Here is a 20,879-nt window from a genome sequence, read left to right on the forward strand (position 1 = left end):
TCTTTTTAGAACAAAGCGCGTGTTGCTCGTGTGACTACTGTGGTTGCTGCGACTAGAGTGGTGACCATGTCTGTCACAAGTCGTTCACGCAGCTCGGCGCCCCGCAACCGGGACGCCCACGTCGGCCGCTCTAGCTCTGGCTACTCCGGCTATTCCGGGGACGAGGGCTTCGAAAGGACCGGCAGTGCCTTCGGAGTGGTCGGTCACTCTCTAGGATCTGCGTTCAGCGGTGCCGCACGGGGGATTGGTGGCCTTACCCGCCGCCTAGCCTCCCATGGCCGAGGTAGCGACTTTGACACTTTTGACGATGAAGATCTAGACGTTGTAGAGGAGGCGGAGACGCAGGTGATCTCCAAACGGGGTAACCAGCGAGGATCGCGCACAAGTCAAGTTAAGAAGGTTGACAAGCGTCGCGGTTCTCGAGCAAGCGACAACTGGACCCCGGATACCGAAGACGATGGTTTTGACGCCGACTTCAACGCCGATGATTCCCGGGACACCGAGGGCTATCCAACGCGCATCGGTGGATCCTACGATGGCGCAGCGATCGGCGTGTTCGCCGTTGCCCTGATTCTGGCCGGAACGTTGTGGTTCGGCGTGGGCGGAGCAGTGGGCAACGCGATCGCCGGCATTCTCACCTGGATCATCGGCGCCGGCGGCTACGTGGTACCGGTTGCTATGGCGTTTGCCGCCTGGGTGCTGATGGTGGGCATCGAGCGCACCCAGCGCTCCACGCTCCGCCTGTGGCTCGGCTCTGCGTTGATCGTGCTTTCCATGCTGGGGTTGATCCACATATTTGCCGGACAGCCGACGACCAGTGGCGGTAAATCTAGCGCTGGCGGACTCGTCGGCCAGGCGATCGGCACGCCGATGGCCGTGGGCTTTAGCTCCTACCTGGCTGTACCACTCCTGCTGCTGGCGATCGTCTATGGAGCCCTGCAGCTGACGGGGCTGACGGTCAAGCAGATCTACAACCTCGCCGTGGACTTCCTCGGCGTGGGAGGTGGCCGTGGTGGCGCCGCTTATGACGACTATGACGACGATGCTGAGGACATCGACGACGACCGGTATGGCCACGTAGACCGCGAGATCACCCGCGCGGCTCGCGCGAACTACCGCACGCCGATGGATAACTACCCGGTGGAGGCCGACGCTGACGCGGACCAGAACGAAACTCTGGTGCTGGACGACCTGGAGCAGCCGAAGCGCCAGCCGCGCCGCCGACCGAAGGCAAAGCCGGCGCCTAAGCCTGTAGCCAAGCCCGAGCCCCAGGTCGATGACGTTGCGGATCTGTTGGAAGACGACGACCTGGATGCAGAGTTGGATCTCGACGCACCGGCCAAGCCCGCCCGCCGGGATCCCGTGGCCGACTCGCGCGATTCGGTACGCAATGCCATCGTCGCTCGCTCCGGAATTGATGCCGCCAAGATTCCAGCTTCGACCCCCAAGTCGGAATTGGAAGAGGCTGAGCCTGCGGGACGGGGCGTCCAGAACAAAAACAGCAACAACGACAGTGGCAGCGACAGCGATTACGCGTTGCCGTCAACTGAATTGCTAATCAAGGGCGACACACCGAAGACCCGTAGCGAGACGAACGACCGGATGATCGAAGCGATCACGGATGTGTTCGCGGAATTTAACGTCGACGCACAGGTGACGGGCTTTAGCCGCGGACCGACAGTGACCCGCTACGAGGTCGAACTGGGGCCTGGCGTGAAGGTATCGAAGATCACCAACCTGCAGTCCAACCTGGCCTACGCGGTGGCTACCGATAACGTGCGTCTGCTGACCCCGATCCCCGGCAAGTCCGCCGTAGGCATCGAGGTGCCCAACACGGACCGCGAGATGGTGCGTCTGGCCGATGTGCTGGAGGCTCCGAAGGTGCGGGCCGACCACGATCCCATGGTTATCGGACTGGGCAAGGATATCGAAGGCGACTTCGTGGCCCACTCGATCCAGAAGATGCCGCACCTGCTAGTAGCAGGTTCGACGGGCTCCGGTAAGTCGGCATTCGTCAACTCGATGCTGGTTTCCCTGTTGACCCGTGCAACCCCCGACGACGTGCGCCTGATCCTGGTCGACCCGAAGATGGTGGAGCTGACCCCCTACGAGGGCATCCCGCACCTGATCACGCCCATTATTACGCAGCCGAAGAAGGCCGCAGCGGCGCTGACCTGGCTGGTGGAAGAGATGGAACAGCGGTACATGGACATGAAGGCCAGCCGCGTGCGCCACATCAAGGACTTCAACCGCAAGGTGAAGTCGGGCGAGATCACCACCCCGCTGGGCTCCGAGCGCGAATACCGCCCGTACCCGTACATCGTCTGCGTGGTCGACGAGCTGGCCGACCTGATGATGACTGCCCCGCGTGAGATCGAGGACTCGATCGTGCGCATCACCCAGAAGGCCCGTGCCGCCGGCATCCACCTGGTGCTGGCTACGCAGCGCCCGTCGGTGGACGTGGTCACCGGCCTGATCAAGACGAACGTGCCTTCGCGACTGGCCTTCGCCACCAGCTCGTCGACGGACTCGCGCGTGATCCTGGACCAGGGCGGCGCGGAGAAGCTGATCGGCATGGGCGACGGCCTGTTCATCCCGCAGGGCGCGGGCAAGCCGCAGCGCATCCAGGGTGCCTTCGTGACGGACGAGGAGATCAGTGCGGTCGTCGAGGCGGCGAAGGATCAGGCAGAGCCCGACTACACCGAAGGTGTGACCGAGGACAAGGCTGCCGAGGCGAAGAAGGACATCGATCCGGACATCGGCGATGATCTGGAGGATCTGCTGCAGGCAGTCGAGCTGGTCGTGACTAGCCAGTTCGGATCGACCTCGATGCTGCAGCGCAAGCTGCGCATCGGTTTTGCCAAGGCCGGCCGACTGATGGACCTCATGGAAACCCGCGGCGTGGTTGGCCCGTCTGAGGGGTCGAAGGCGCGTGAGGTGCTGGTCAAGCCGGAAGAGCTAGAAACGATGCTGTGGATGATCAAGGGCGCCAACCCGGAGGACGCGCCCAAGGAGGTAAAGGAGGAAGACTCCGACACCACCCGCGTAGTCTCGGCCAATCCGCCGAGCGGAGCAGTGTAGGTGCCTCTATCCGCCCCCGCCTCTCCGAGCTCACGCCCCGGGCGTGTAGAGTGAGCACCAGTTGGAGGGGAGTACCCTAACGCCAGAAAATTTTTTGGCGCCTCGACATTGATCGTCAACACGGCAGGTGCGGATAGCCGGCGAACCTCCCGGTCATGTCGGCCCGTGACTGTCGTTGGAACGGGCAGGGGAGACCTCCGGTCTTACAAGTGACGCATTTCTACGACCGGAGGTTTACATGGAAGTTAACGCCTTAACCTGGGTGATCACCATCGTCGTGGTCGCCGGATTCTTTGTCTTCGATTTTTACAGCCACGTCAAGACTCCTCACGAGCCGTCGATGAAGGAGTCGGCGCTGTGGTCGCTGTTCTACGTGGCTCTTGCCTGCCTCTTCGGTGGTTTCCTGTGGCTGACCTGGGGTGAGCCGGGGAACCCGCACCAGCACGGCATGGAGTTCTTCGCCGGCTATATCACCGAAAAGGCCTTGAGCGTAGACAATCTATTCGTTTTCGCGCTGATCCTGAGCTCCTTTAAGATCCCACGCAAGTACCAGCAAAAGGCGCTATTGATCGGTATCGCGCTGGCGCTAATCCTGCGTGGCGTGTTCATCGCCCTAGGCGCGGCCATCATTGAGGCCTGGTCCGATGTGTTCTACCTGTTCGGCCTGTTCCTGCTGTGGACCGCCGCGAAGCTTCTGTGGGACGAGATCTCCGGCCAGGAGGAGCAGGACCCGCAGGACATGATGGTCATCAAAGCAGTGCGCAAGTTTATTCATGTCTCGGATCACTACGAGTCGGACCGTTTGTGGTTTAAGGAAAATGGCAAGAAGGTTTTGACGCCACTTTTCATCGCCCTGGTGGCCATCGGCTTCGTCGACGTGCTCTTCGCCTTGGATTCCATCCCTGCCATCTACGGCATTACCAGCGAACCATACATTGTGTTTACGACCAACGCCTTGGCACTGTTGGGACTGCGGCAGCTCTACTTCCTGCTGGATGGCCTGCTGGATCGTCTGGTCTACCTGTCTTACGGGCTGTTCCTCATCCTGGCGTTTATCGGTGTGAAGCTGATCCTGCACGCCCTGCATGAGAACAACCTGCCGTTTATCAACAGCGGTCAGGGGCTGTCTGTGCCCGAGGTTTCCGTGGAATTCTCCCTGCTGACGATCGTTGGCATCCTCGTTGTCACGACAGTTCTGAGCTTGACGGTGGGCAAGAAGAATCTGGCCGAAAACGAATAGAGCTCCGCGCTAGGATAGATACTCGTGAACACTTCAACACCGCGATCGTCGTTTGGCAGGTTCGTCCACAACGTGAGCCTGCCGAATGTACTCACGTGCATTCGCATCGCCTTGATCCCGGTGTTCCTCTGGCTGATCCTGACTTCCGGGGAGTGGGACGTGGCTGGGTCCGATACCGACCGTGCGCACCGCTGGTGGGCTCTGCTGGCGTTTAGCCTGTTGATGTTCACCGACCAGCTGGACGGCTACCTGGCGCGTCGCTATGAGGTCATCACCGACTTCGGAAAGTTGGCTGATCCCATCGCGGACAAGGCGCTGATGATCTCCGCGTTCGTAAGCCTGAATATCCTCGGCGAGCTACCGTGGTGGGTCACTGCCATCGTCGTTGTGCGCGAGCTGGGAATCACCGTCTGGCGCATGGTGTTGGCGCGCCAAGGTAATGTGGTGCCAGCATCCAAGGGCGGGAAGCTAAAGACCGTGCTGCAGACCCTGGCGGTGTTCCTTTACATACTGCCTTTCGGTGGGGTCGTGCAGACCATCGCCATGATCGTAATGGGCGTGGCCGTCGTACAGACCGTCGTCACGGGCGTGCAGTACATTGTGGATTCCCGCAAGGAAAACGCCTAAGTGTCCGCTCACCCCGCCGCCGAACGCTTGGTACGGGAGTTCACCCGGCGGGGTCTGACCGTGGCGACGGCGGAATCCCTTACCGCAGGTCTGTGTGCGGCCACAATTGCAGAAGTGCCTGGGGCTTCGGCGGTTCTCCGCGGCGGCGTCATTACCTATGCAACAGAGCTCAAGCACAACCTGGCAGGGGTCAGTCAGGAGACTCTGCGCGCGCACGGGCCGGTGTCGGCGGAGACAGCGGCAGAGATGGCAGCTGGGGCGGCAAAGGCCTGCGGCGCCGATGTCGGCATAGCACTGACGGGCGTGGCGGGGCCAGATCCGCAAGACGGGCATCCGGTGGGCGAGGTTTTCGTTGCGGTGTGTGACGGCACGGGTGCCATAAGAGTGGAAAACCTTTATGAGGAGTTTGCCCGCAGGCGCGACAGCGGCGAGTTCGACGGGTTAGATTCCGCACAGCTGCGGGCGGAAATTCGCCAGTTCAGCGTAAAGCGCGCGCTGGAACTGGCTAGCGCGTAGACTGGCGGGAACAAATTCGCCGCCTGGAACGTTGGGATGATTGATGAGTCACAATACTATGGTCATGGATACGGTTGCAGTGGAGCGTCCGAGTGAGCGGATGCCGGCGGACGAGCCACTTCTGCGGGAGGCTCTGGGAGCCACGCTGAAGGAATACCGCACAAACAACGGCTTTACGCTGCGCCAGCTTGCGTCTTTGGCGAACGTCAGCCCGGGGTACCTCTCGGAGCTCGAGCGGGGTCGCAAGGAGGTTTCCTCTGAGCTGTTGGCTAGCGTGTGTCACGCGATGGCGGTATCTGTCGCCTCGGTGATTCTGGAAGCTGCGTCGATGATGGCTCTGGATGCGGCGGCTGCAGAGCTGGCAGCGAACATGGCTGCGACCGCGGGGGACAGGGCTCGCGCATAAGTGTTGCGGAGGGAGCTGTGGAGGGGGCGTGAAGGGGCCGTAAAGGGGCGCAGTACAGCTGAATATTGATAGAATCATTCGCGTAGAAAAAATTTTTTAACCCGGTTCTCGGGGCCGTATTAAAGGAGTATTAGCGCATGGCCAATCCGTTTGTGAAGGCGTGGAAGTACCTGATGGCGCTCTTCGACAACAAGATCGAAGAGAACGCTGATCCGAAGATTCAGATCGAGCAGGCCATCGCGGAAGCGCAGAAGCAGCACCAGGCTCTGTCTCAGCAGGCCGCAGCGGTGATTGGCAACCAGCGTCAGCTGGAGATGAAGCTGAACCGCCAGCTGGAAGACGTAGAGAAGCTGCAGGCCAATACCAAGCAGGCGCTTAACCTGGCGGATAAGGCGCGCGCTGCGGGCGACCAGCAGAAGGCGATGGAGTACGAGAATGCCGCGGAGGCTTTCGCCGCACAGCTGGTGACCGCCGAGCAGTCCGTGGAGGACATGAAGAGCCTGCACGACCAGGCCTTGCAGCAGGCAGCACAGGCCAAGCAGGCGGTGGAGCGCAATTCCATGCAGCTGCAGCAGAAGGCTGCCGAGCGCACCAAGCTGCTGAGCCAGCTGGAGCAGGCGAAGATGCAGGAGAAGGTCGCTGCATCCCTGCAGTCCATGGATGCTGTGACTGCTAACGGTTCTCCGAACCTGGACCAGGTGCGCGAGAAGATCGAGCGTCGCTACGCCAACGCACTCGGACAGTCTGAGCTGGCACAGAACTCCGTCCAGGGACGCATGGCAGAGGTCGAGCGCGCCGGTATTCAGATGGCGGGGCACTCCCGACTGGAGCAGATCCGTGCGGAGATGAACAGTGGCAACAACCAGCTTTCCGGCAGCCAGCAGCAGGAGGCCATTGAGCAGGCGAAGCCGCAGGCCGGTAATGTCGGCCAGGATGCAGTCGCCGAGCGCATGCGACAGCTGCGCAACGAGAACTAGTTTCCGACTCCGCGGGATTTCAGCGCCTCGCCAAGGTGGCGGGCGCGAAGCAGGCTGCGGACAATAACCGGCACGCCGAACGCAAGCACGGAGCGCGATGCGCCCCGTGCTTTTCTTGCGTCCAGCACCTCGTTCACCGTCAGCGCGGTCAGTGGAATCAGGCGAATGGTCAGCGCAAGGAGCAGGCTGATGGTCTCCACGGGCAAGCCGATCCTGCCGAGCGGCCGCAGTCCGGCCTCTACGGCGTCCATCAAGGCCACGACTGTCGTGGTCAGTGTGAGTAGGCTGGCCATCGCGACCGCCGACAGGATCACCCCGAAGTAAGTCAAGGCGGTCGGCAGGTCGCGCTGCCACCACAGCAATCCAGCAAAAGCGGCCAGCAACACGGTAGGAGGCAGCAGCTGCTGCAGCGTTAGGCGGACGGGAATCCGCGCGGCCAGGTAGCAGATCGCCGTGAACCCGACGACCACTCCGGCCTGCCACGGAACCTTGGTCCACAGGGCAGTTCCGACGAGGAAAACCAGCAGTAAAAAAATTTTTAGGCCCGCTGGTGCCCGGTGGAATACCGAGGTCCCGGGGTGAAACACGGACAGCGGCACATGTACGTGCAGGGGTTGCTTCATTCGTGAGCCTCCCTAACTCCGGTAGCTGTCAACGTAGTCGTTGATCACGCACTCCGCCGGTCCGTCGTCGTGAATCTGGCCGTCGCTGACCCACAGCACCCGGTCCATGTCCTCTAGGAGTTCTAGGTCGTGGGAGACCACGATTAGTTGCTGCGGCAGTTCCGCCAGGGTGCGGGCGATCATCCGCCGGTTCCCCAGATCCAGTAGGGTGGTCGGCTCGTCGGCAATTACTAGGTCCGGCTCGGCAACCAAGACTGAAGCAAGTGCTAGCAGCTGCTTTTCACCGCCGGAGAGGAAATGCGGGGAGGCATCCGCCAGGTGTTCCAGGCCCATGTTCTGTAGCGCGCGTTGTACCTTCTTCCGCCGCTCGGGGCCTTTCTTGGTGGTTCCTCTTAAGGAAAACGCGACGTCTTCGGCGACAGTGGGCATGATGATTTGGTTGTCGGCGTCACTAAAGATAAACCCCACCTGTTTGCGCACCTGGCGACCGTGCTTGGTCACGTCGAGGCCCGCGACGCGCACCTGGCCGCGCGTTGGTTCGGCAAGGCCGTTGATGAGGCGCGCCAGGGTGGATTTGCCGGAGCCGTTGGAGCCGATGATGCCGATGCGCCGTTCGCTCAAGGTCAGGTTGATGTCGTGGAGCACGGTGCGTTGGCCTGCGGCGCTGGGGAAGGTGACGCCCACATTGTCGAACTCGATGACGGGCATTCTAGGCCTTGGGGGAGTCGGCGTTCTGGGGCTTGCGAAGCGTGGGGAGCAGGTCGGGAACGGCCTTTGTGACGGCAAGGGCAATGGCGACGGCGAGGACGATCTTGATGAGGTCGCCCGGGATGAACGGCGTGTTGGTGGCCAGTGCAGTGCCCAGGCTGTAGTCCAGGCGCACCATCAGGCCAACGGTGCCGCAGAGGTATTGGATGATCACGCCGACAATGCCTGCCAGGAAGAACACGGCGGCGCGGGCGTTGAGGTTGCGTGGGGCGTACTGGGCGATGAGGCCGATGACGAAGGCGGCGATGACGTAGCCGACGATGTAGCCCACGGTGGGGCCGGCTACGGCTGCGGCGGCGGGCTTCCAACCGGCCATGTTGGGCACGCCGACGAAGCCTACGGCAATGAACAGGGTAGTGGCCAGTCCGCCGCGCCAGAAGCCAAGTATGAGGGAGGCTAGGAGGATGCCCATGTTTTGGAGAACGATGGGCACTCCGGAAACGCCGACGGGGAACTGTACGCCGCCGAGGACGATGATGAGAGCTGCAAAAACGGCGATGTACGCGAGGTCCACCGCTTTGAACTCTGTAGTTTCTGTGGTTGACATAAATAGAATGATAAACCAATTCGCCGTAGAACTTGAACAGTGTTCAAGGAGGGGTTGGGTCGGGGGTGGGGTGTAGATTGGGAAACCATGCGCAGGACAGAGTTTGATCGACTAACCGAAGGTGAATTTGGCGATGGTTTCCGCGCGTGGATTGCGGACACCCACGTGCTGAGTTCCTTGGGGGACACGCCCGCGGCGCTAATCGAACAGGGGTATGATCCGCGCGATGTGTGGCTGGCGCTGTGTGATGACTTTGATGTGCCGGAGGAGCGCCGCTTAGGCGAGGATATCTAGTTCTCTCCGTTCTTTCTTTATGGACGCCCATCTTGTGCGCGATTGAGGAATTCAGTTAAACAATCGAACAAAGGTTCGTGTAGGGTGTGTGTCGGTGCCATGGTTGTCCGCGCGGTCGAGTACAACTGTCAATGAACCTTTTCGCGGTGCCCTCGGTCTAAGGGATCGGGGGGTGCGAAAAAGATGACGAATATAGGCACGTTAGATAAGCAGGGCACGGAAACAGCAGGTGCCGACGCAGAAGTAAGGAGCAGCAACTCTATGCCACCGAAGAAGAAGCAGACCGCCGCCGCGGCGGGGAAGGATCGTTCCAAGGCTCTAGAGCTTGCTATGGCGCAGATCGAGAAGGACTTTGGCAAGGGTGCCATCATGCGCCTCGGCGACGATACCCGCCCGCCGATCCAGGCGATTTCCACCGGCAATATCGCCATTAACGCAGCGCTGGGCATCGGCGGTTTTCCGCGCGGTCGTGTGGTGGAGATCTACGGGCCGGAGTCTTCCGGTAAGACCACCGTGGCGCTGCACGCGATTGCGGAGGCGCAGCGGGACGGCGGTATTGCGGCCTTCGTGGATGCCGAGCACGCGCTGGATCCGGAGTACGCCCGCGCGCTGGGCGTGGATACGGATGCGCTACTGGTTTCTCAGCCGGATACGGGCGAGCAGGCGTTGGAGATCGCGGACATGCTGATCCGTTCTGGGGCCATCGACATTATCGTGGTGGACTCCGTGGCGGCGCTGACGCCCAAGGCGGAGATCGATGGCGACATGGGCGACTCCCACGTCGGTCTGCAGGCGCGTCTGATGAGCCAGGCGCTGCGCAAGATGACCGGTGCCCTGTACCAGACGGGCACCACCGCCATCTTCATTAACCAGCTGCGCGAGAAGATCGGCGTGATGTTCGGCTCGCCCGAGACGACGACGGGCGGTAAGGCGCTGAAGTTCTACGCTTCGGTTCGTTGCGATATTCGCCGTATCCAGGCGCTGAAGGACGGCCAGGACGTGGTGGGTAACCGCACGCGCATCAAGGTTGTGAAGAACAAGGTTTCCCCGCCGTTTAAGATCGCGGAGTTCGACATCCTCTACGGCGAGGGCATTTCGCGCGAGGGCTCCATCATCGACCTGGGTGTGGAAACCGGCCTGATTAAGAAGTCCGGCTCCTGGTTTACCTACGACGGCGACCAACTGGGGCAGGGCAAGGAGAAGGCCCGCGAGTTCCTCAAGAACAACCCGGATCTTTCCGCGGAACTGGAGGATCGCATTGCCCGCGAGCTGAAGATCGGCCCCTACGCCAAGATGAAGGACGAGCAGGCTGACGATGCCACCGAGGGGCAAGTGGACGAGGATAAGCCCATTGAGCTGAGCCCGAACTTCGACGATGACAGTGAAGAATAGGGATCGCGAAGGAACGATAGAGGCACTCCGGCAGGCCATTGCCAACTACTCGCCCGGTGAGGGTGGGGGATTGGTGGATACGGCGCAGGAGGAGAGGCTCGCGCCGATTAAGGCCAAAGCGGTGCGGCTGATCAACCACCGTGCCCGATCCACCGAGGAGCTGCGCCGCAGACTGCTGGAGGCCGACTGTGAACCGGAGGGCGTGGAAGAGGTTCTGAACCGCTGCATAGCCAATGGAATGTTGGACGATGCCGAGTTTGCCAACGAATGGGTGCGCCAGCGGGAAAAGAACCAAAAGAAATCCGTCGCTGTATTGCGCCGCGAACTGCAGCAGAAGGGGATCACCTCCCCGCTGATCGACGATGCCTTGGCGCAGGTCGATGATGAGTCCCAGGAACGGATCCTCGACGATCTTGTGACCAAGAAGGCAGCCAGTATCAAGACCCGACCCGCCGATCGCAAAGAATACGACAAGGCTCTGCGACGTGTGGTGGGCGTTGCCGCCCGTCGCGGGTTCCCGGAGGGCGTAGCGCTGCGCCACGCGCGCCGCGCGCTGGACACGCGACTAGAGGAGCTGTAGCGGGCGTCACTAGGTAACAACCGCGCTTTCGTAAACGCAGCAACGGAAGGGGTAGGGTAATCCACGTGACACAGACGATTCAGACGCAAACGGGCGAGACCAGCGGTGCCGCGCGTACTTACGAGGTGCGCACCTTCGGCTGCCAGATGAACGTCTACGATTCCGAGCGACTGTCCGGGCTGCTCGAAGACTCCGGATACGTCCCCGTAGATGAGGGCGCGACCCCGGACGTGGTGGTTTTCAACACCTGCGCGGTACGGGAAAACGCAGATAAGCGCCTGTACGGCACCCTCGGCCAGATGAAGGCCATCAAGGACGAACACCCCGGCATGCAGATCGCTGTCGGTGGCTGCATGGCGCAGAAGGACAAGCAGACCGTGGTGGACAAAGCACCATGGGTCGACGTGGTGTTCGGCACGCACAACCTAGGGTCGCTGCCAACGCTGTTGGAGCGTTCCGCGCACAACCACAAGGCAGAGGTGGAGATCTTCGACTCGCTGGAGGAGTTCCCCTCCGTGCTGCCAGCCAAGCGCGAATCCGCGTACGCCGGCTGGGTGTCCGTCTCCGTCGGCTGCAACAACACGTGCACCTTCTGCATCGTGCCGGCGCTGCGCGGCAAAGAACAAGACCGCCGCCCCGGCGAGATCCTGGCCGAGGTCAAGGCGCTGGTGGCACAGGGCGTGAGCGAGGTGACGCTGCTGGGGCAGAACGTCAACGCCTACGGCGTGAACTTCGCCGACGAGACCCTGGAGCGCGACCGCACGGCATTTTCCAAGCTGCTGGGCGCCTGCGGCGAGATCGAAGGCCTGGAACGCCTGCGCTTCACCAGCCCCCACCCGGCCGAGTTCACCGACGACGTAATCGACGCGATGGCCGAAACCCCCGCAGTCTGCCCGCAGCTGCATATGCCACTGCAGTCCGGCTCGGACAAGGTGCTGAAGGACATGAAGCGTTCCTACCGCTCCAAGAAGTTCCTGGCGATCCTCGACAAGGTGCGCGAGCGCATCCCGCACGCGGCGATCACCACGGACATCATCGTCGGCTTCCCGGGCGAGACGGAGGAGGACTTCCAAGCGACCATGGACGTCGTAGAGAAGGCCCGGTTCTCTAGCGCCTACACCTTCCAATACTCGCCGCGCCCTGGTACTCCCGCTGCGGAGATGGAAAACCAGGTGCCGAAGGCTGTGGTGCAGGATCGCTACGAGCGCCTGCTGGCGCTGCAGGAGCGCATCAGCGAGGAGGAGAACCGCAAGCTCATCGGCACTTCCCAGGAGCTGCTGGTGCAGGCGGATGGCCGCAAAAACGACCGCACCCAACGCCGCTCCGGTCGTGCCCGCGACGGGCGCCTCGTGCACTTCACACCGGAGGGCGATATCCGCGCAGGTGATGTCGTGGAGGTCGTTATTACTGACGCCGCGCCACACTTCCTCATCGCCGACGGCGGAGTTGCGAGCCACAGGCGCACCCGGGCTGGGGACATGACAGAGCTGGGGGAGACTCCGACGACGGCGCCTGTGGGCGTCGGGCTCGGAATGCCCAGCATCAAGAAGCCCGAGCCGACCACGGCGGGCGGATGCAGCACGGGAGGATGTGGCTGTGAGTAAAGAAGACGCTGTGAGTAAGGAAAAAACAGACAACAGTGCAGATCAGGTGGACCGGCTAGCGAAGTACCGGGACGACCTCGGTGGTGCCGAGCGCAAGGTCGCGCGCCAGGTGGTGCTGGGGCGCTACATGCCTCTGCTGGCCTTCGGGTTGCTGGTTCCGCTGATCACTATTTTCCTGCCGCACGCGGGCGACGTGCGCGGCTTCGACGTGCTCTTCGATACGCCGGTGGCGCAGAACAACGATACGACGAAGCCGGAGATGATCTTTTCCTGGCTCCGACTGACTGCCATCTTGCTGACGATTGGCACCATCGTTTCCAAGTCCTGGATGGTGGCCTGGGTGACCTGGGCTTTTGCGGGCGTGGCCTGGTGGTACAACGTGTTTGCCGTGTGGATGCGGCAGACCCGCCCGCCGACACTCACGGGCGACGGGCCGGCGATCCCGCTGGTCTTCAGCCTGCTTGGGTTGACGGTGCTGTTTATCGCCATGTCGGCCGTGGTGTTCCAGAAGAACCCGCTGCAGCGAGCCCTGGCGGCCGCGCGGCGCGAGGAAGCGCACCGGGACGAGGAATCCCGTCTGGCGCAGCAGCGCCTACGCACGGGCATTGAGGAATGCGAGGTAGCCGAGATCGTCGATGACCGGCGTGCCCGCGCGAAGGCTCGGCGCCAGCGCAAGGCGGAGCAGAAAGCCGAGCAGGATTCCGAGCAGGATTCCGAGAGCTAGCTTTCTAGCGCCGCCGCAGCGGCATCTGCCCATTCCTGCCACTGGGCGGCCTGTGCGCGCAGCTTCTCTGCCTTGGAGGCGTTGCCGGCCTTCTCCGCCGACTCGGCTTCGCGGGTGAACTGGTCAACCTTGGCCTGGAACTGGGCGACACGTGCCTGAGCCTCCGGGTCGGTGCGGCGCCACTCGGCATCGGCAGCTTCCTCAACGCGGGACTCGATGGCCTTGATCTTGTCCTCAAATTCGCGGACTCGGCCACGGGGGACGAAGCCGATCTGCTCCCACTTCTCCTGTAGCTCGTGAAGCACCTTGCGGGCCTTGTCCACGCCGTGGGCCTGCGGATCGACCTTGGGGGAGTACTCGTCGATCAGAGCCTGCTTGGCCTCCGCATTCGCCTCGAACTCCTTGTCCTTTTCCGCGTTGGTGGCCTTGCGCGCGGCGAAGAATACGTCCTGTGCCTTGCGGAAGCGTTCCCACAGCTGGTCGTCCACGTTGCGAGGGGCGCGGCCGGCTGCCTTCCACTGGCTCATCAGGTCGCGGTACTTGGCGCTGGTGGCACCCCAATCCGTGGAATCCTGCAGAGCCTCGGCCTCCGCGATAAGGTCTTCCTTCCTTAGTCGCGCGCGCTCGCGATTGCGGTCGAGTTCATCGAAGTGTGCCTGGCGCTTGCGGTTGAACTCGGAGCGGGCAGAGGAGAAACGCTTCCACAGCTCGTCGTCCTTTGCACGATCCACGCCCTTGATGGCGCGCCACTGTTCGACGATGGTGCGGATGCGCTCGCCGGAGCGCTTCCAATTCACTGTAGAGGGGTCTGCCGCAGCGATCGACTCGACCTCCGCCAGCAGCTCCTCCTTGCTCTCCAGAGCGGACGCCCGGCGCTGTTTCTTGGCCTCCGCGACCTCCTGTTCGGTGGTCTGGGTGCGCTGAGAAATCTTTTCCAGTCGCGCCTCGAGCGCCGGGATATCGCCGATCACCGCCGCGGTGCTCAGCGAATCCAGCAGTGCCTGGGCATCGTGACGAATGGTCGGGGCCTGCTCCGGGTTGTTAGTCAGGCGGGCCTCGAGCATCTGAACCTCGGTGCACAGATCGTCGTAGCGCGCACCGAAGTGCTGCAGCCCCTCCTCCGGGGTGCCGGCCTTAAACTCGCCGACCTGGCGCTCGCCCTCGGGTGTCCTCACCCAGGCCACTCCTTGGTTATCTACACGGCCGAACTGCGCGGGGTCGTTCTTGGGAATAGAGACACTCCCGGGCTGAACCACCTTCGGTCCCGGCTTCGGGCCGGGCTTTGGACCGGGCTTGGGAACCGGACGAGAATTCGTGAGATCAGTCATTGGGGATACTCCTACCTAAAACCAAAACGTTCCAATCGCCTTCACAGGCAATGAGGTCATTATTACACCAGCCAGCACCTTGGTGGGGGATCTTGGGCGGTGCACTGGGGCGGCTACACTGGTTTCCTATGAATTCCTCCACCCGTCCGCGCCCCATTGCCGTCGTCGGCCCCACTGCGTCCGGCAAGACGGCAATCTCCTTGGCGTTGGCCAAGCAGCTGGACGGGGAAATCGTCAATATCGACTCTATGCAGCTGTACCGCGGCATGGATATCGGCACGGCCAAGGTTCCGGAATCCGAAAGGGAGGGCATCCCGCATCACCAACTGGATATCTGGCCGGTCACCAAGCCAGCCAGCGTGGCGGAGTACCGCGATGGGGCGATCGAGACCGTGGAGAAAATTTTTTCCCGCGGCAAGGTGCCCATCATCGTCGGCGGTTCCATGATGTACGTCCAGGCGTTGGTCGACGAGTGGGACTTCCCTCCGACCGATCCGGCCGTGCGCGCAAAGTGGCAGCGCCAACTCGACGAACGCGGCGTGGCTGCCATGCACCAGCACCTGGCGACGATCGACCCCGAGGCCGCCCGGATCATCGAGGACAACGATCCCCGCCGCACCGTCCGCGCCCTCGAAGTGATTGAACTGACCGGCAAACCCTTCGCGGCCTCGCAGCCCCCGAAGGACTCCACACCGCGGTGGAACATGCGCCTGTTGGGGCTGAACGCTCCCGCCGAATGGCTCAACCCGCGCATCGAGCTGCGGGTTCGCCAGATGTTCGACCAGGGACTCGTCGACGAGGTTCGGACTCTGGTCGGCGAAGGCTTGGTCCGCGAATCCACCGCTGGCCAGGCTATCGGCTACGCGCAGGTGTTGGACTATTTCGCCGGCGAGCTGACGTACGAGGACGCCGTGGATCGCACCATTACCGGCACCCGTCGCTATGCTCGACGGCAACGTTCCTGGTTCCGGCGCGATAAGCGGATTGTGTGGATTGACGCCGACTCTCCCGACCCGGTGCGCGTAGCGACGGAAGCACTGGGATTAAACGACTAGAAGGAGTTCCCTACAGTGATCGAGTTCATGAAGGCCCACGGCACGGAGAACGACTTCGTGGTGTTGCTCGACGAGGCCGTGGAAGTGCAGCTGTCCGAAGAGCGCGTGCGCGTCCTGGCAGATAGGCGGGCCGGGATCGGCGGCGACGGGGTGATTCGCATTGCCACTGCCGATGCTCTGGTTAACGCCGGGGTGCTGCCAAACCTGCGCGAGGGCGTGCGGGGCGACGAGTGGTTCATGGATTACCGCAACGCCGATGGCTCGCTGGCGGAGATGTGCGGTAACGGTGTGCGCGCGTTCGCACACGTGTTGTGTTCGCAGGGGAAAGTGCAGGCAGGGGAGCAGTTCGGCATCGGCACCCGCGCAGGCCGCAAGCTGGTGGAGGTCCACGAGGTGACCGGCGAGAATCAGGAGCACGCCATAGTCAGCGTGGAGATGGGCGCCCCGCAGGTGCTGGGAGTTTCTACCGCCCAGGTCGGCGACGTGAAGGTTGCAGGGCTTGGGGTAGACATGGGCAACCCGCACCTGGCCGCGGTGATTCCGGGTCTTACCGCGGACAAGCTCCAGGAAATGACCATCGATCAGCAGATACAGTTCGACCCGGAGTTCTTCCCGGCGGGGGTGAACCTGGAGGTTCTCACGCCGCTGGATGAGGCGGGCGCGGTGCACATGCGCGTCCACGAGCGCGGGGTGGGCGAGACTCGCTCGTGCGGCACCGGCACTGTTGCCGCCGCTGTGGCTGCTCTTGCGGACGCCGAACGGGCCGAAGGCACCGTCACCGTGCACGTTCCAGGTGGCGAGGTGCAGGTGGAGATCTCCGCGCAAGGTTCCGTCTTGCGCGGGCCGTCGGCCATCGTGGCCTGGGGGCGGACGGTTCTTTAGCGACCCTTTTTAGTGGCCTCCGCAGCCGCAGCTGCCGGAGCCACAGGCGCCGCCGCAGCCGGCGGCGTCCACGGTACTAGCGGTGAACTGCACGGTGCCGGCCACGATCAACGGAGCATCGGACTGTGCGAGTTCCTCGTCGACCGCATCCTCGGGTAGAACTACCGTAAACTCGAAGGGAGAGGTCACCCTTGCCGTCCAGAACTTCTGGCCGGTCAGGGCGTTAACCTTGCTGGACCAATCGGAGGCCTCCACGGCGATGTTGGCCGTGGCGTGCGGGGTAGTGGCAGGGGAGTTGATGTCCTGCAGGCCACTCGAGTCCACCACGCCGACCTTGAGGCCGCCGTCCTTGGCGAACTCAGTCGAGTCCCCGTACACACGCACGGAGCTGGCCAGAGCCCCAATGTGGAACTGGTGGTACTCCAACGAAGGGGCGTCCACAAGCAAAGGCCCTTGCGCGATGGTGGCGGTGAGGGAAGCGATTGTCGGTGCCTGCTGGCCGGCAATCTGCAGCATGGGGCTGTCGTCCACAACATCGAGCACGCCGATGATGTCGTTCAACATCGACAAGTGCGCCGTGGCGGGCACACCGCCGGTGAAGCTGGCGAAGGAGCCGAAGGGCTCGACGGCGAGTACGACCAGGCGGGCGCCGGAAGGGTCGTCGAACTGCAGAACCTGGCCGCCGCGAACCTCGCCCGAGACGGCGAGGCTACCCGAAGAGTAGGTGGCCTCCAGGGCGTCCTGCCACTTGGGGAAATCCATACCAATGCTGCGGAGTTCAGGAATCATGCCCACCACTTTAGTCCTCTACACCAAATTTCCTATTTACCTCCTCTGACAGGTAAAAATAGAGCGTAATGACGGAAAAGACGGATAAAACCGAACACACTACACACCTTTATGATTCGCCTGCGCCGCCCACGGTCGGCGAGCTCGATTTGGAGGCGCGCTCTAGCCTCCGGCGGTTGTCCCGCGGAGTAAATACCTACACAGACGAGCAGTCCGACGGCTACGACGTTGAGTACCGCAAGCTGAGGCTGGAAAAGGTCGTGCTGGTTGGCGTGTGGACCACCGGGACGATCGCGCAGGTCGAGGCGAGCCTGGAGGAACTGCGGGCCCTGGCGGAAACCGCGGGCTCCGAGGTGGCGGACATGCTCTACCAGCGGCGCGACAAGCCGGACTCCGGCACCTACATCGGCCGCGGCAAGGTCGAGGAGCTGAAGTCAGTGGTGCAGGAAACCGGGGCAGATACGGTGGTCTGCGACGGTGAGCTAAGCCCCGGCCAGATGATTGCGCTGGAGAAGGCACTGGATGTCAAGGTCATCGATCGCACCATGCTGATCCTGGATATCTTCGCCCAGCACGCGAAGTCCAAGGAGGGTAAGGCGCAAGTTTCGCTGGCGCAGATGGAGTACCTGATTACGCGTGTGCGTGGTTGGGGTGGCGCGCTGTCCCGCCAGGCTGGTGGCCGTGCAGGCTCTAACGGTGGCGTGGGCCTGCGCGGTCCGGGTGAGACGAAGATCGAGGCGGATCGTCGCCGCCTGCGCTCCGATATGGCGAAGCTGCGCAAGGAGATCGCGGCAATGAAGACCTCCCGCGAAGTCAAGCGCGAGCGGCGTGATGCTTCCGCCATTCCGCAGATCGCCATTGCCGGTTACACGAACGCGGGCAAGTCCTCGCTGATTAACGCGCTGACTGGCGCGGGCGTGCTGGTGGAGGATGCACTTTTCGCCACCCTGGATCCGACTTCTCGCCGCGCGCAGCTGGCCGATGGTCGCGCCGTGGTGTTCAGCGATACGGTTGGCTTCGTCCGCCACCTTCCGACCCAGCTGGTGGAGGCTTTCCGCTCCACCCTGGAGGAGGTGCTGGCCGCCGATGTGGTGCTGCACGTTGTGGACGGTTCGGATCCATTCCCGCTGGAGCAGATCAAAGCCGTCAACACGGTCATCGGCGGGATTGTGGAGGAATCCGGACAGGCAGCGCCGCCGGAGATCTTGGTGATCAACAAGGTCGACGCGGCCGATCCGCTGGTGCTGGCTGAGCTACGCCACCGGGTGCCGGATGCTGTGTTTGTGTCGGCGAAAACGGGCGAGGGCATCCCGGAGCTAGAGGCGCAGCTGGAACTGTTCCTGAACTCTTTGGACTCCCACGTGACGTTGCATGTGCCTTTCGAGCGGGGCGATGTGGTGGCGAGGGTGCACGAGCTGGGCACGGTGATTGCCGAGGAGTACGACGCCGCCGGCACCCGCCTGGACGTACGCTTGCCCACGGTGGTGGCTAAAGAGCTCAAAGAGTTCATCGTCGCCGAGTAGACGGAGCAGGCTCGGTGGGGCATGAGTAGTTAGGCCGGGAAGGTGACCTCGATGCCCAGATTCTGCAGCTCTGAGACGTAGGGGGCGGGCGCGTCATGGTCGGTGACGATCGCCCCAATGTCTTGGATGCTGGCGAAGCTGACAAGGTAATCGAGGCCGAACTTCGTGGAATCGCAGAGCGCGACTACGCGGTCGGAGTTCGCCACCATAGCGCGCTTGATAGCGCCTTCCTGCGCGTCTGGGGTGGAAAGCCCATGGTCGATCGTGAGTGCGTTAGTGCCGATGAAGGCGACGTCCGCATGGAGCACGCCAATGTCACGGGTAGCTAAGTCGCCAACTACCGCCTGCGAAGCCGCACGGACGTGACCGCCGATGAGTTGCACGTCGCAGCGGGGGGATTCCGCCAGCGTCGTGGCGATGAAGAGCGAGTTGGTGACGATGTTGAGCTTCGGCGCCATGCGCTTCGGGTCGTTGGTAGCGTTCGCCTCGGCTATAACCTCGGCGAAGATGCCGGTGGTGGTTCCCGCGTCGATGAATACGGTGCTGCCAGTGTCCGGCAGCAGGGAAACCGCCGCCTTGGCGATGGCTCTTTTGGCGTTGAGGGAGGCCTTCGACCTGGCCGCGAGCGTGGTGAAGTCCGTTCGGAAGTTCTGTACCGGAACGGCGCCGCCGTGCACGCGGAAGAGCTCCCCACCGTCGTCGAGGACGGCGAGGTCGCGGCGAATTGTTTCTGCGGTGACGCCGAACTTTTCCGCCAGTTCATTGACAGTAACCCTGCCATGAATGGCGGTAAGGGAGGCTATCTGACGGCGCCGTTCTGCTGATTCCATACGCGATACTTTAGTGGTTTGCGGGCGGTAGACGGTGGCGTCAGAACCAATGGGGGGAGCCTAGATCTTGCGTAGGACGGCCGCGACCTTGCCCAAGATCGTTGCTTCCTCCGCAGGAATGGGCTCGAACAGTGGGTTATGAGGCAGCAGCCATAGGCCGTCACCGTCCTTGTGGAACTCCTTGACGGTGGCTTCGCCGTCGATCATCGCGGCAACGAAATCGCCGAACTCGGCAACCGACTGGGAGCGTACGACGACCCAGTCGCCGTTGAAGATGCCAGCGTCCTGCATGGACTCGCCAACTACCTGCAGCAGGAAGAGTTCGCCGTTGCCCACGAGCTCCTGGGGGAGCGGGAAGTGCGCTTCGACGTTTTGCTCGGCCAGGATCGGCGAGCCCGCGGCGATCTGCCCGACCACCGGTACGTAGGTGGCCTCCGGCATGAGCTCTTCGTTCTCAGTTGGTTGCGGAGTGCGGGGGGAAGACGACGCGGCAGGGGCTTTGCCCTGATTGACCAGCTGGCCACCATCAAACGAGCGCACGTCCACTGCGCGGGGGCGCTTGCCATCGCGACGGAGATAGCCGCGCTTTTCCAGCTGCGTGAGGTGATAGGAAACCGAGGAGGTGGAATGCAGCCCCACCGCGTCCGCGATCTCTCGGATGCTTGGTGGGTAGCCACGAATGACCGTCGAATCGCGGATGACCTCGAGGATGCGGCGCTGACGGGTGCTGAGGGCTGGCTTCTTGCCCTCCTTCTCCGCCTGCTTCTCCGCTCGCTTGTCGGCCTCCGACTTTGGCGGGCGCCCCAGTTTGCGGCGGGGGTTAGCGCTTGCGCTCGGGGTGGTGGGGGATTCGTCGGTGCTCACAGGGGTACCTCATTCCGGCGGTGTTTCACGATCGAATCCAATAGTACCCGAAATCGAACGGAGTTCTAGCATATGTGTTCGAAAAAGTTTGGATTCCACTAGACAGTCTCGAACATGCGTGCTAAATTTCATCACAGGTTCTTAATTCGAACAGGCGAGCGAAATGATGGAGAGATTTTCGAACGCTGTCCGGAGCGACTGGTTCACTGTGAACCGCAGTAAGAGATAC

21 protein-coding genes are annotated in these 20,879 nt (G+C 62.5%); 14 read left to right on the forward strand and 7 right to left on the reverse strand.

Annotated features, from left to right (window positions below; genetic code table 11):
• Positions 1-66: 66 nt before the first annotated feature.
• From CRD15_RS08265 to CRD15_RS08290, 6 genes are all read left to right on the forward strand, one after another.
• Positions 67-3,081 (forward strand): DNA translocase FtsK, encoded by a 3,015-nt coding sequence (locus CRD15_RS08265; RefSeq protein WP_034976010.1) that lies wholly within the window; start codon positions 67-69, stop codon positions 3,079-3,081.
• Positions 3,082-3,319: 238 nt separating this feature from the next.
• Positions 3,320-4,321: a TerC family protein gene (locus CRD15_RS08270; protein WP_034982054.1), complete on the forward strand. Its 1,002-nt coding sequence runs from the start codon at positions 3,320-3,322 to the stop codon at positions 4,319-4,321.
• 24 nt (positions 4,322-4,345) lie between these two features.
• Complete coding sequence (gene pgsA, locus CRD15_RS08275) at positions 4,346-4,948, forward strand: CDP-diacylglycerol--glycerol-3-phosphate 3-phosphatidyltransferase (protein ID WP_034982053.1); 603 nt, start codon at positions 4,346-4,348, stop codon at positions 4,946-4,948.
• Positions 4,949-5,464 carry a CinA family protein gene (locus CRD15_RS08280; RefSeq protein WP_187402338.1) on the forward strand — a complete coding sequence of 172 codons (516 nt, stop codon included), beginning with the start codon at positions 4,949-4,951 and terminating at the stop codon, positions 5,462-5,464.
• Between the two features lie 58 nt (positions 5,465-5,522).
• Positions 5,523-5,870, forward strand: coding sequence for a helix-turn-helix domain-containing protein (locus CRD15_RS08285; protein WP_034970740.1), 348 nt, complete (start codon positions 5,523-5,525; stop codon positions 5,868-5,870).
• 137 nt (positions 5,871-6,007) lie between these two features.
• Entirely contained in the window at positions 6,008-6,847 is an 840-nt protein-coding gene (locus tag CRD15_RS08290) for a PspA/IM30 family protein (RefSeq protein ID WP_187402339.1), read from the forward strand.
• Here CRD15_RS08290 and CRD15_RS08295 read toward each other — a convergent pair.
• Genes CRD15_RS08295 through CRD15_RS08305 form a run of 3 tightly spaced genes read right to left on the reverse strand, consistent with a single transcriptional unit; the run spans position 6,844 to position 8,785 of the window.
• On the reverse strand, positions 6,844-7,470 hold the full coding sequence (locus CRD15_RS08295) for an energy-coupling factor transporter transmembrane protein EcfT (RefSeq protein ID WP_187402340.1): 627 nt from the start codon (positions 7,468-7,470) through the stop codon (positions 6,844-6,846). The genes CRD15_RS08290 and CRD15_RS08295 overlap by 4 nt on opposite strands.
• A gap of 12 nt (positions 7,471-7,482) precedes the next feature.
• A complete protein-coding gene (locus CRD15_RS08300; protein WP_187402341.1) occupies positions 7,483-8,178 on the reverse strand; it encodes an energy-coupling factor ABC transporter ATP-binding protein in 696 nt (231 codons plus the stop codon).
• Between the two features lies 1 nt (position 8,179).
• Positions 8,180-8,785 carry a biotin transporter BioY gene (locus CRD15_RS08305; RefSeq protein WP_222866534.1) on the reverse strand — a complete coding sequence of 202 codons (606 nt, stop codon included), beginning with the start codon at positions 8,783-8,785 and terminating at the stop codon, positions 8,180-8,182.
• Between the two features lie 87 nt (positions 8,786-8,872).
• Between CRD15_RS08305 and CRD15_RS08310 the strand changes: the two genes are divergently transcribed.
• From CRD15_RS08310 to CRD15_RS08330, 5 genes are all read left to right on the forward strand, one after another.
• Positions 8,873-9,079, forward strand: coding sequence for a DUF3046 domain-containing protein (locus CRD15_RS08310; RefSeq protein ID WP_034970741.1), 207 nt, complete (start codon positions 8,873-8,875; stop codon positions 9,077-9,079).
• Between the two features lie 261 nt (positions 9,080-9,340).
• Entirely contained in the window at positions 9,341-10,471 is a 1,131-nt protein-coding gene (recA, locus tag CRD15_RS08315; RefSeq protein ID WP_034970647.1) for a recombinase RecA, read from the forward strand.
• Positions 10,455-11,051 carry a recombination regulator RecX gene (recX, locus tag CRD15_RS08320; RefSeq protein ID WP_187402342.1) on the forward strand — a complete coding sequence of 199 codons (597 nt, stop codon included), beginning with the start codon at positions 10,455-10,457 and terminating at the stop codon, positions 11,049-11,051. The genes recA and recX overlap by 17 nt, the downstream gene beginning before the upstream one ends.
• A gap of 65 nt (positions 11,052-11,116) precedes the next feature.
• Entirely contained in the window at positions 11,117-12,655 is a 1,539-nt protein-coding gene (miaB, locus tag CRD15_RS08325) for a tRNA (N6-isopentenyl adenosine(37)-C2)-methylthiotransferase MiaB (RefSeq protein ID WP_187402343.1), read from the forward strand.
• A gap of 10 nt (positions 12,656-12,665) precedes the next feature.
• Positions 12,666-13,379 (forward strand): hypothetical protein, encoded by a 714-nt coding sequence (locus tag CRD15_RS08330; RefSeq protein ID WP_255463813.1) that lies wholly within the window; start codon positions 12,666-12,668, stop codon positions 13,377-13,379.
• Here CRD15_RS08330 and CRD15_RS08335 read toward each other — a convergent pair.
• Complete coding sequence (locus CRD15_RS08335) at positions 13,376-14,707, reverse strand: DUF349 domain-containing protein (protein ID WP_187402345.1); 1,332 nt, start codon at positions 14,705-14,707, stop codon at positions 13,376-13,378. The two genes, CRD15_RS08330 and CRD15_RS08335, sit on opposite strands and share 4 nt — an antisense overlap.
• Positions 14,708-14,835: 128 nt before the next feature.
• Between CRD15_RS08335 and miaA the strand changes: the two genes are divergently transcribed.
• The gene (gene miaA / locus CRD15_RS08340) at positions 14,836-15,762 is read left to right on the forward strand and encodes a tRNA (adenosine(37)-N6)-dimethylallyltransferase MiaA (protein WP_187402346.1); all 927 of its coding nucleotides are present in this window, start codon (positions 14,836-14,838) and stop codon (positions 15,760-15,762) included.
• Positions 15,763-15,777: 15 nt separating this feature from the next.
• Entirely contained in the window at positions 15,778-16,644 is an 867-nt protein-coding gene (gene dapF / locus CRD15_RS08345; protein ID WP_370546966.1) for a diaminopimelate epimerase, read from the forward strand.
• 9 nt (positions 16,645-16,653) lie between these two features.
• On the opposite strand, the gene CRD15_RS08350 is transcribed toward dapF, so the two are convergent.
• Positions 16,654-17,433: a hypothetical protein gene (locus CRD15_RS08350; protein WP_034972863.1), complete on the reverse strand. Its 780-nt coding sequence runs from the start codon at positions 17,431-17,433 to the stop codon at positions 16,654-16,656.
• A 68-nt stretch (positions 17,434-17,501) separates the two neighbouring features.
• Here CRD15_RS08350 and hflX point away from each other — a divergent pair, with 68 nt between their 5' ends.
• On the forward strand, positions 17,502-18,956 hold the full coding sequence (gene hflX, locus CRD15_RS08355; RefSeq protein ID WP_187402347.1) for a GTPase HflX: 1,455 nt from the start codon (positions 17,502-17,504) through the stop codon (positions 18,954-18,956).
• Between the two features lie 29 nt (positions 18,957-18,985).
• Here hflX and CRD15_RS08360 read toward each other — a convergent pair whose 3' ends face one another.
• Positions 18,986-19,786, reverse strand: a complete 801-nt coding sequence (locus CRD15_RS08360) for a DeoR/GlpR family DNA-binding transcription regulator (RefSeq protein WP_034991676.1) — start codon at positions 19,784-19,786, stop codon at positions 18,986-18,988.
• Between the two features lie 60 nt (positions 19,787-19,846).
• Positions 19,847-20,650, reverse strand: coding sequence for a transcriptional repressor LexA (lexA, locus tag CRD15_RS08365; RefSeq protein WP_034972859.1), 804 nt, complete (start codon positions 20,648-20,650; stop codon positions 19,847-19,849).
• Positions 20,651-20,879: the final 229 nt, after the last annotated feature.

The sequence above is a fragment of the Corynebacterium sp. LK28 genome (assembly GCF_014335105.1).
GTDB lineage: Bacteria > Actinomycetota > Actinomycetes > Mycobacteriales > Mycobacteriaceae > Corynebacterium > Corynebacterium macclintockiae.

Bases quoted from the DNA above. Each gene is read 5' to 3' on its own strand.
- CRD15_RS08300 (WP_187402341.1), bottom strand. From the start codon at position 8,178: ATGCCCGTCATCGAGTTCGACAATGTGGGCGTCACCTTCCCCAGCGCC.
- CRD15_RS08335 (WP_187402345.1), bottom strand. From the start codon at position 14,707: ATGACTGATCTCACGAATTCTCGTCCGGTTCCCAAGCCCGGTCCAAAG.
- CRD15_RS08295 (WP_187402340.1), bottom strand. From the start codon at position 7,470: ATGAAGCAACCCCTGCACGTACATGTGCCGCTGTCCGTGTTTCACCCC.
- CRD15_RS08285 (WP_034970740.1), top strand. From the start codon at position 5,523: ATGGTCATGGATACGGTTGCAGTGGAGCGTCCGAGTGAGCGGATGCCG.
- CRD15_RS08305 (WP_222866534.1), bottom strand. From the start codon at position 8,785: ATGTCAACCACAGAAACTACAGAGTTCAAAGCGGTGGACCTCGCGTAC.
- miaA (WP_187402346.1), top strand. From the start codon at position 14,836: ATGAATTCCTCCACCCGTCCGCGCCCCATTGCCGTCGTCGGCCCCACT.
- CRD15_RS08310 (WP_034970741.1), top strand. From the start codon at position 8,873: ATGCGCAGGACAGAGTTTGATCGACTAACCGAAGGTGAATTTGGCGAT.
- hflX (WP_187402347.1), top strand. From the start codon at position 17,502: ATGACGGAAAAGACGGATAAAACCGAACACACTACACACCTTTATGAT.
- CRD15_RS08265 (WP_034976010.1), top strand. From the start codon at position 67: ATGTCTGTCACAAGTCGTTCACGCAGCTCGGCGCCCCGCAACCGGGAC.
- recA (WP_034970647.1), top strand. From the start codon at position 9,341: ATGCCACCGAAGAAGAAGCAGACCGCCGCCGCGGCGGGGAAGGATCGT.
- CRD15_RS08350 (WP_034972863.1), bottom strand. From the start codon at position 17,433: ATGATTCCTGAACTCCGCAGCATTGGTATGGATTTCCCCAAGTGGCAG.
- recX (WP_187402342.1), top strand. From the start codon at position 10,455: ATGACAGTGAAGAATAGGGATCGCGAAGGAACGATAGAGGCACTCCGG.
- CRD15_RS08290 (WP_187402339.1), top strand. From the start codon at position 6,008: ATGGCCAATCCGTTTGTGAAGGCGTGGAAGTACCTGATGGCGCTCTTC.
- CRD15_RS08270 (WP_034982054.1), top strand. From the start codon at position 3,320: ATGGAAGTTAACGCCTTAACCTGGGTGATCACCATCGTCGTGGTCGCC.
- CRD15_RS08360 (WP_034991676.1), bottom strand. From the start codon at position 19,786: ATGGAATCAGCAGAACGGCGCCGTCAGATAGCCTCCCTTACCGCCATT.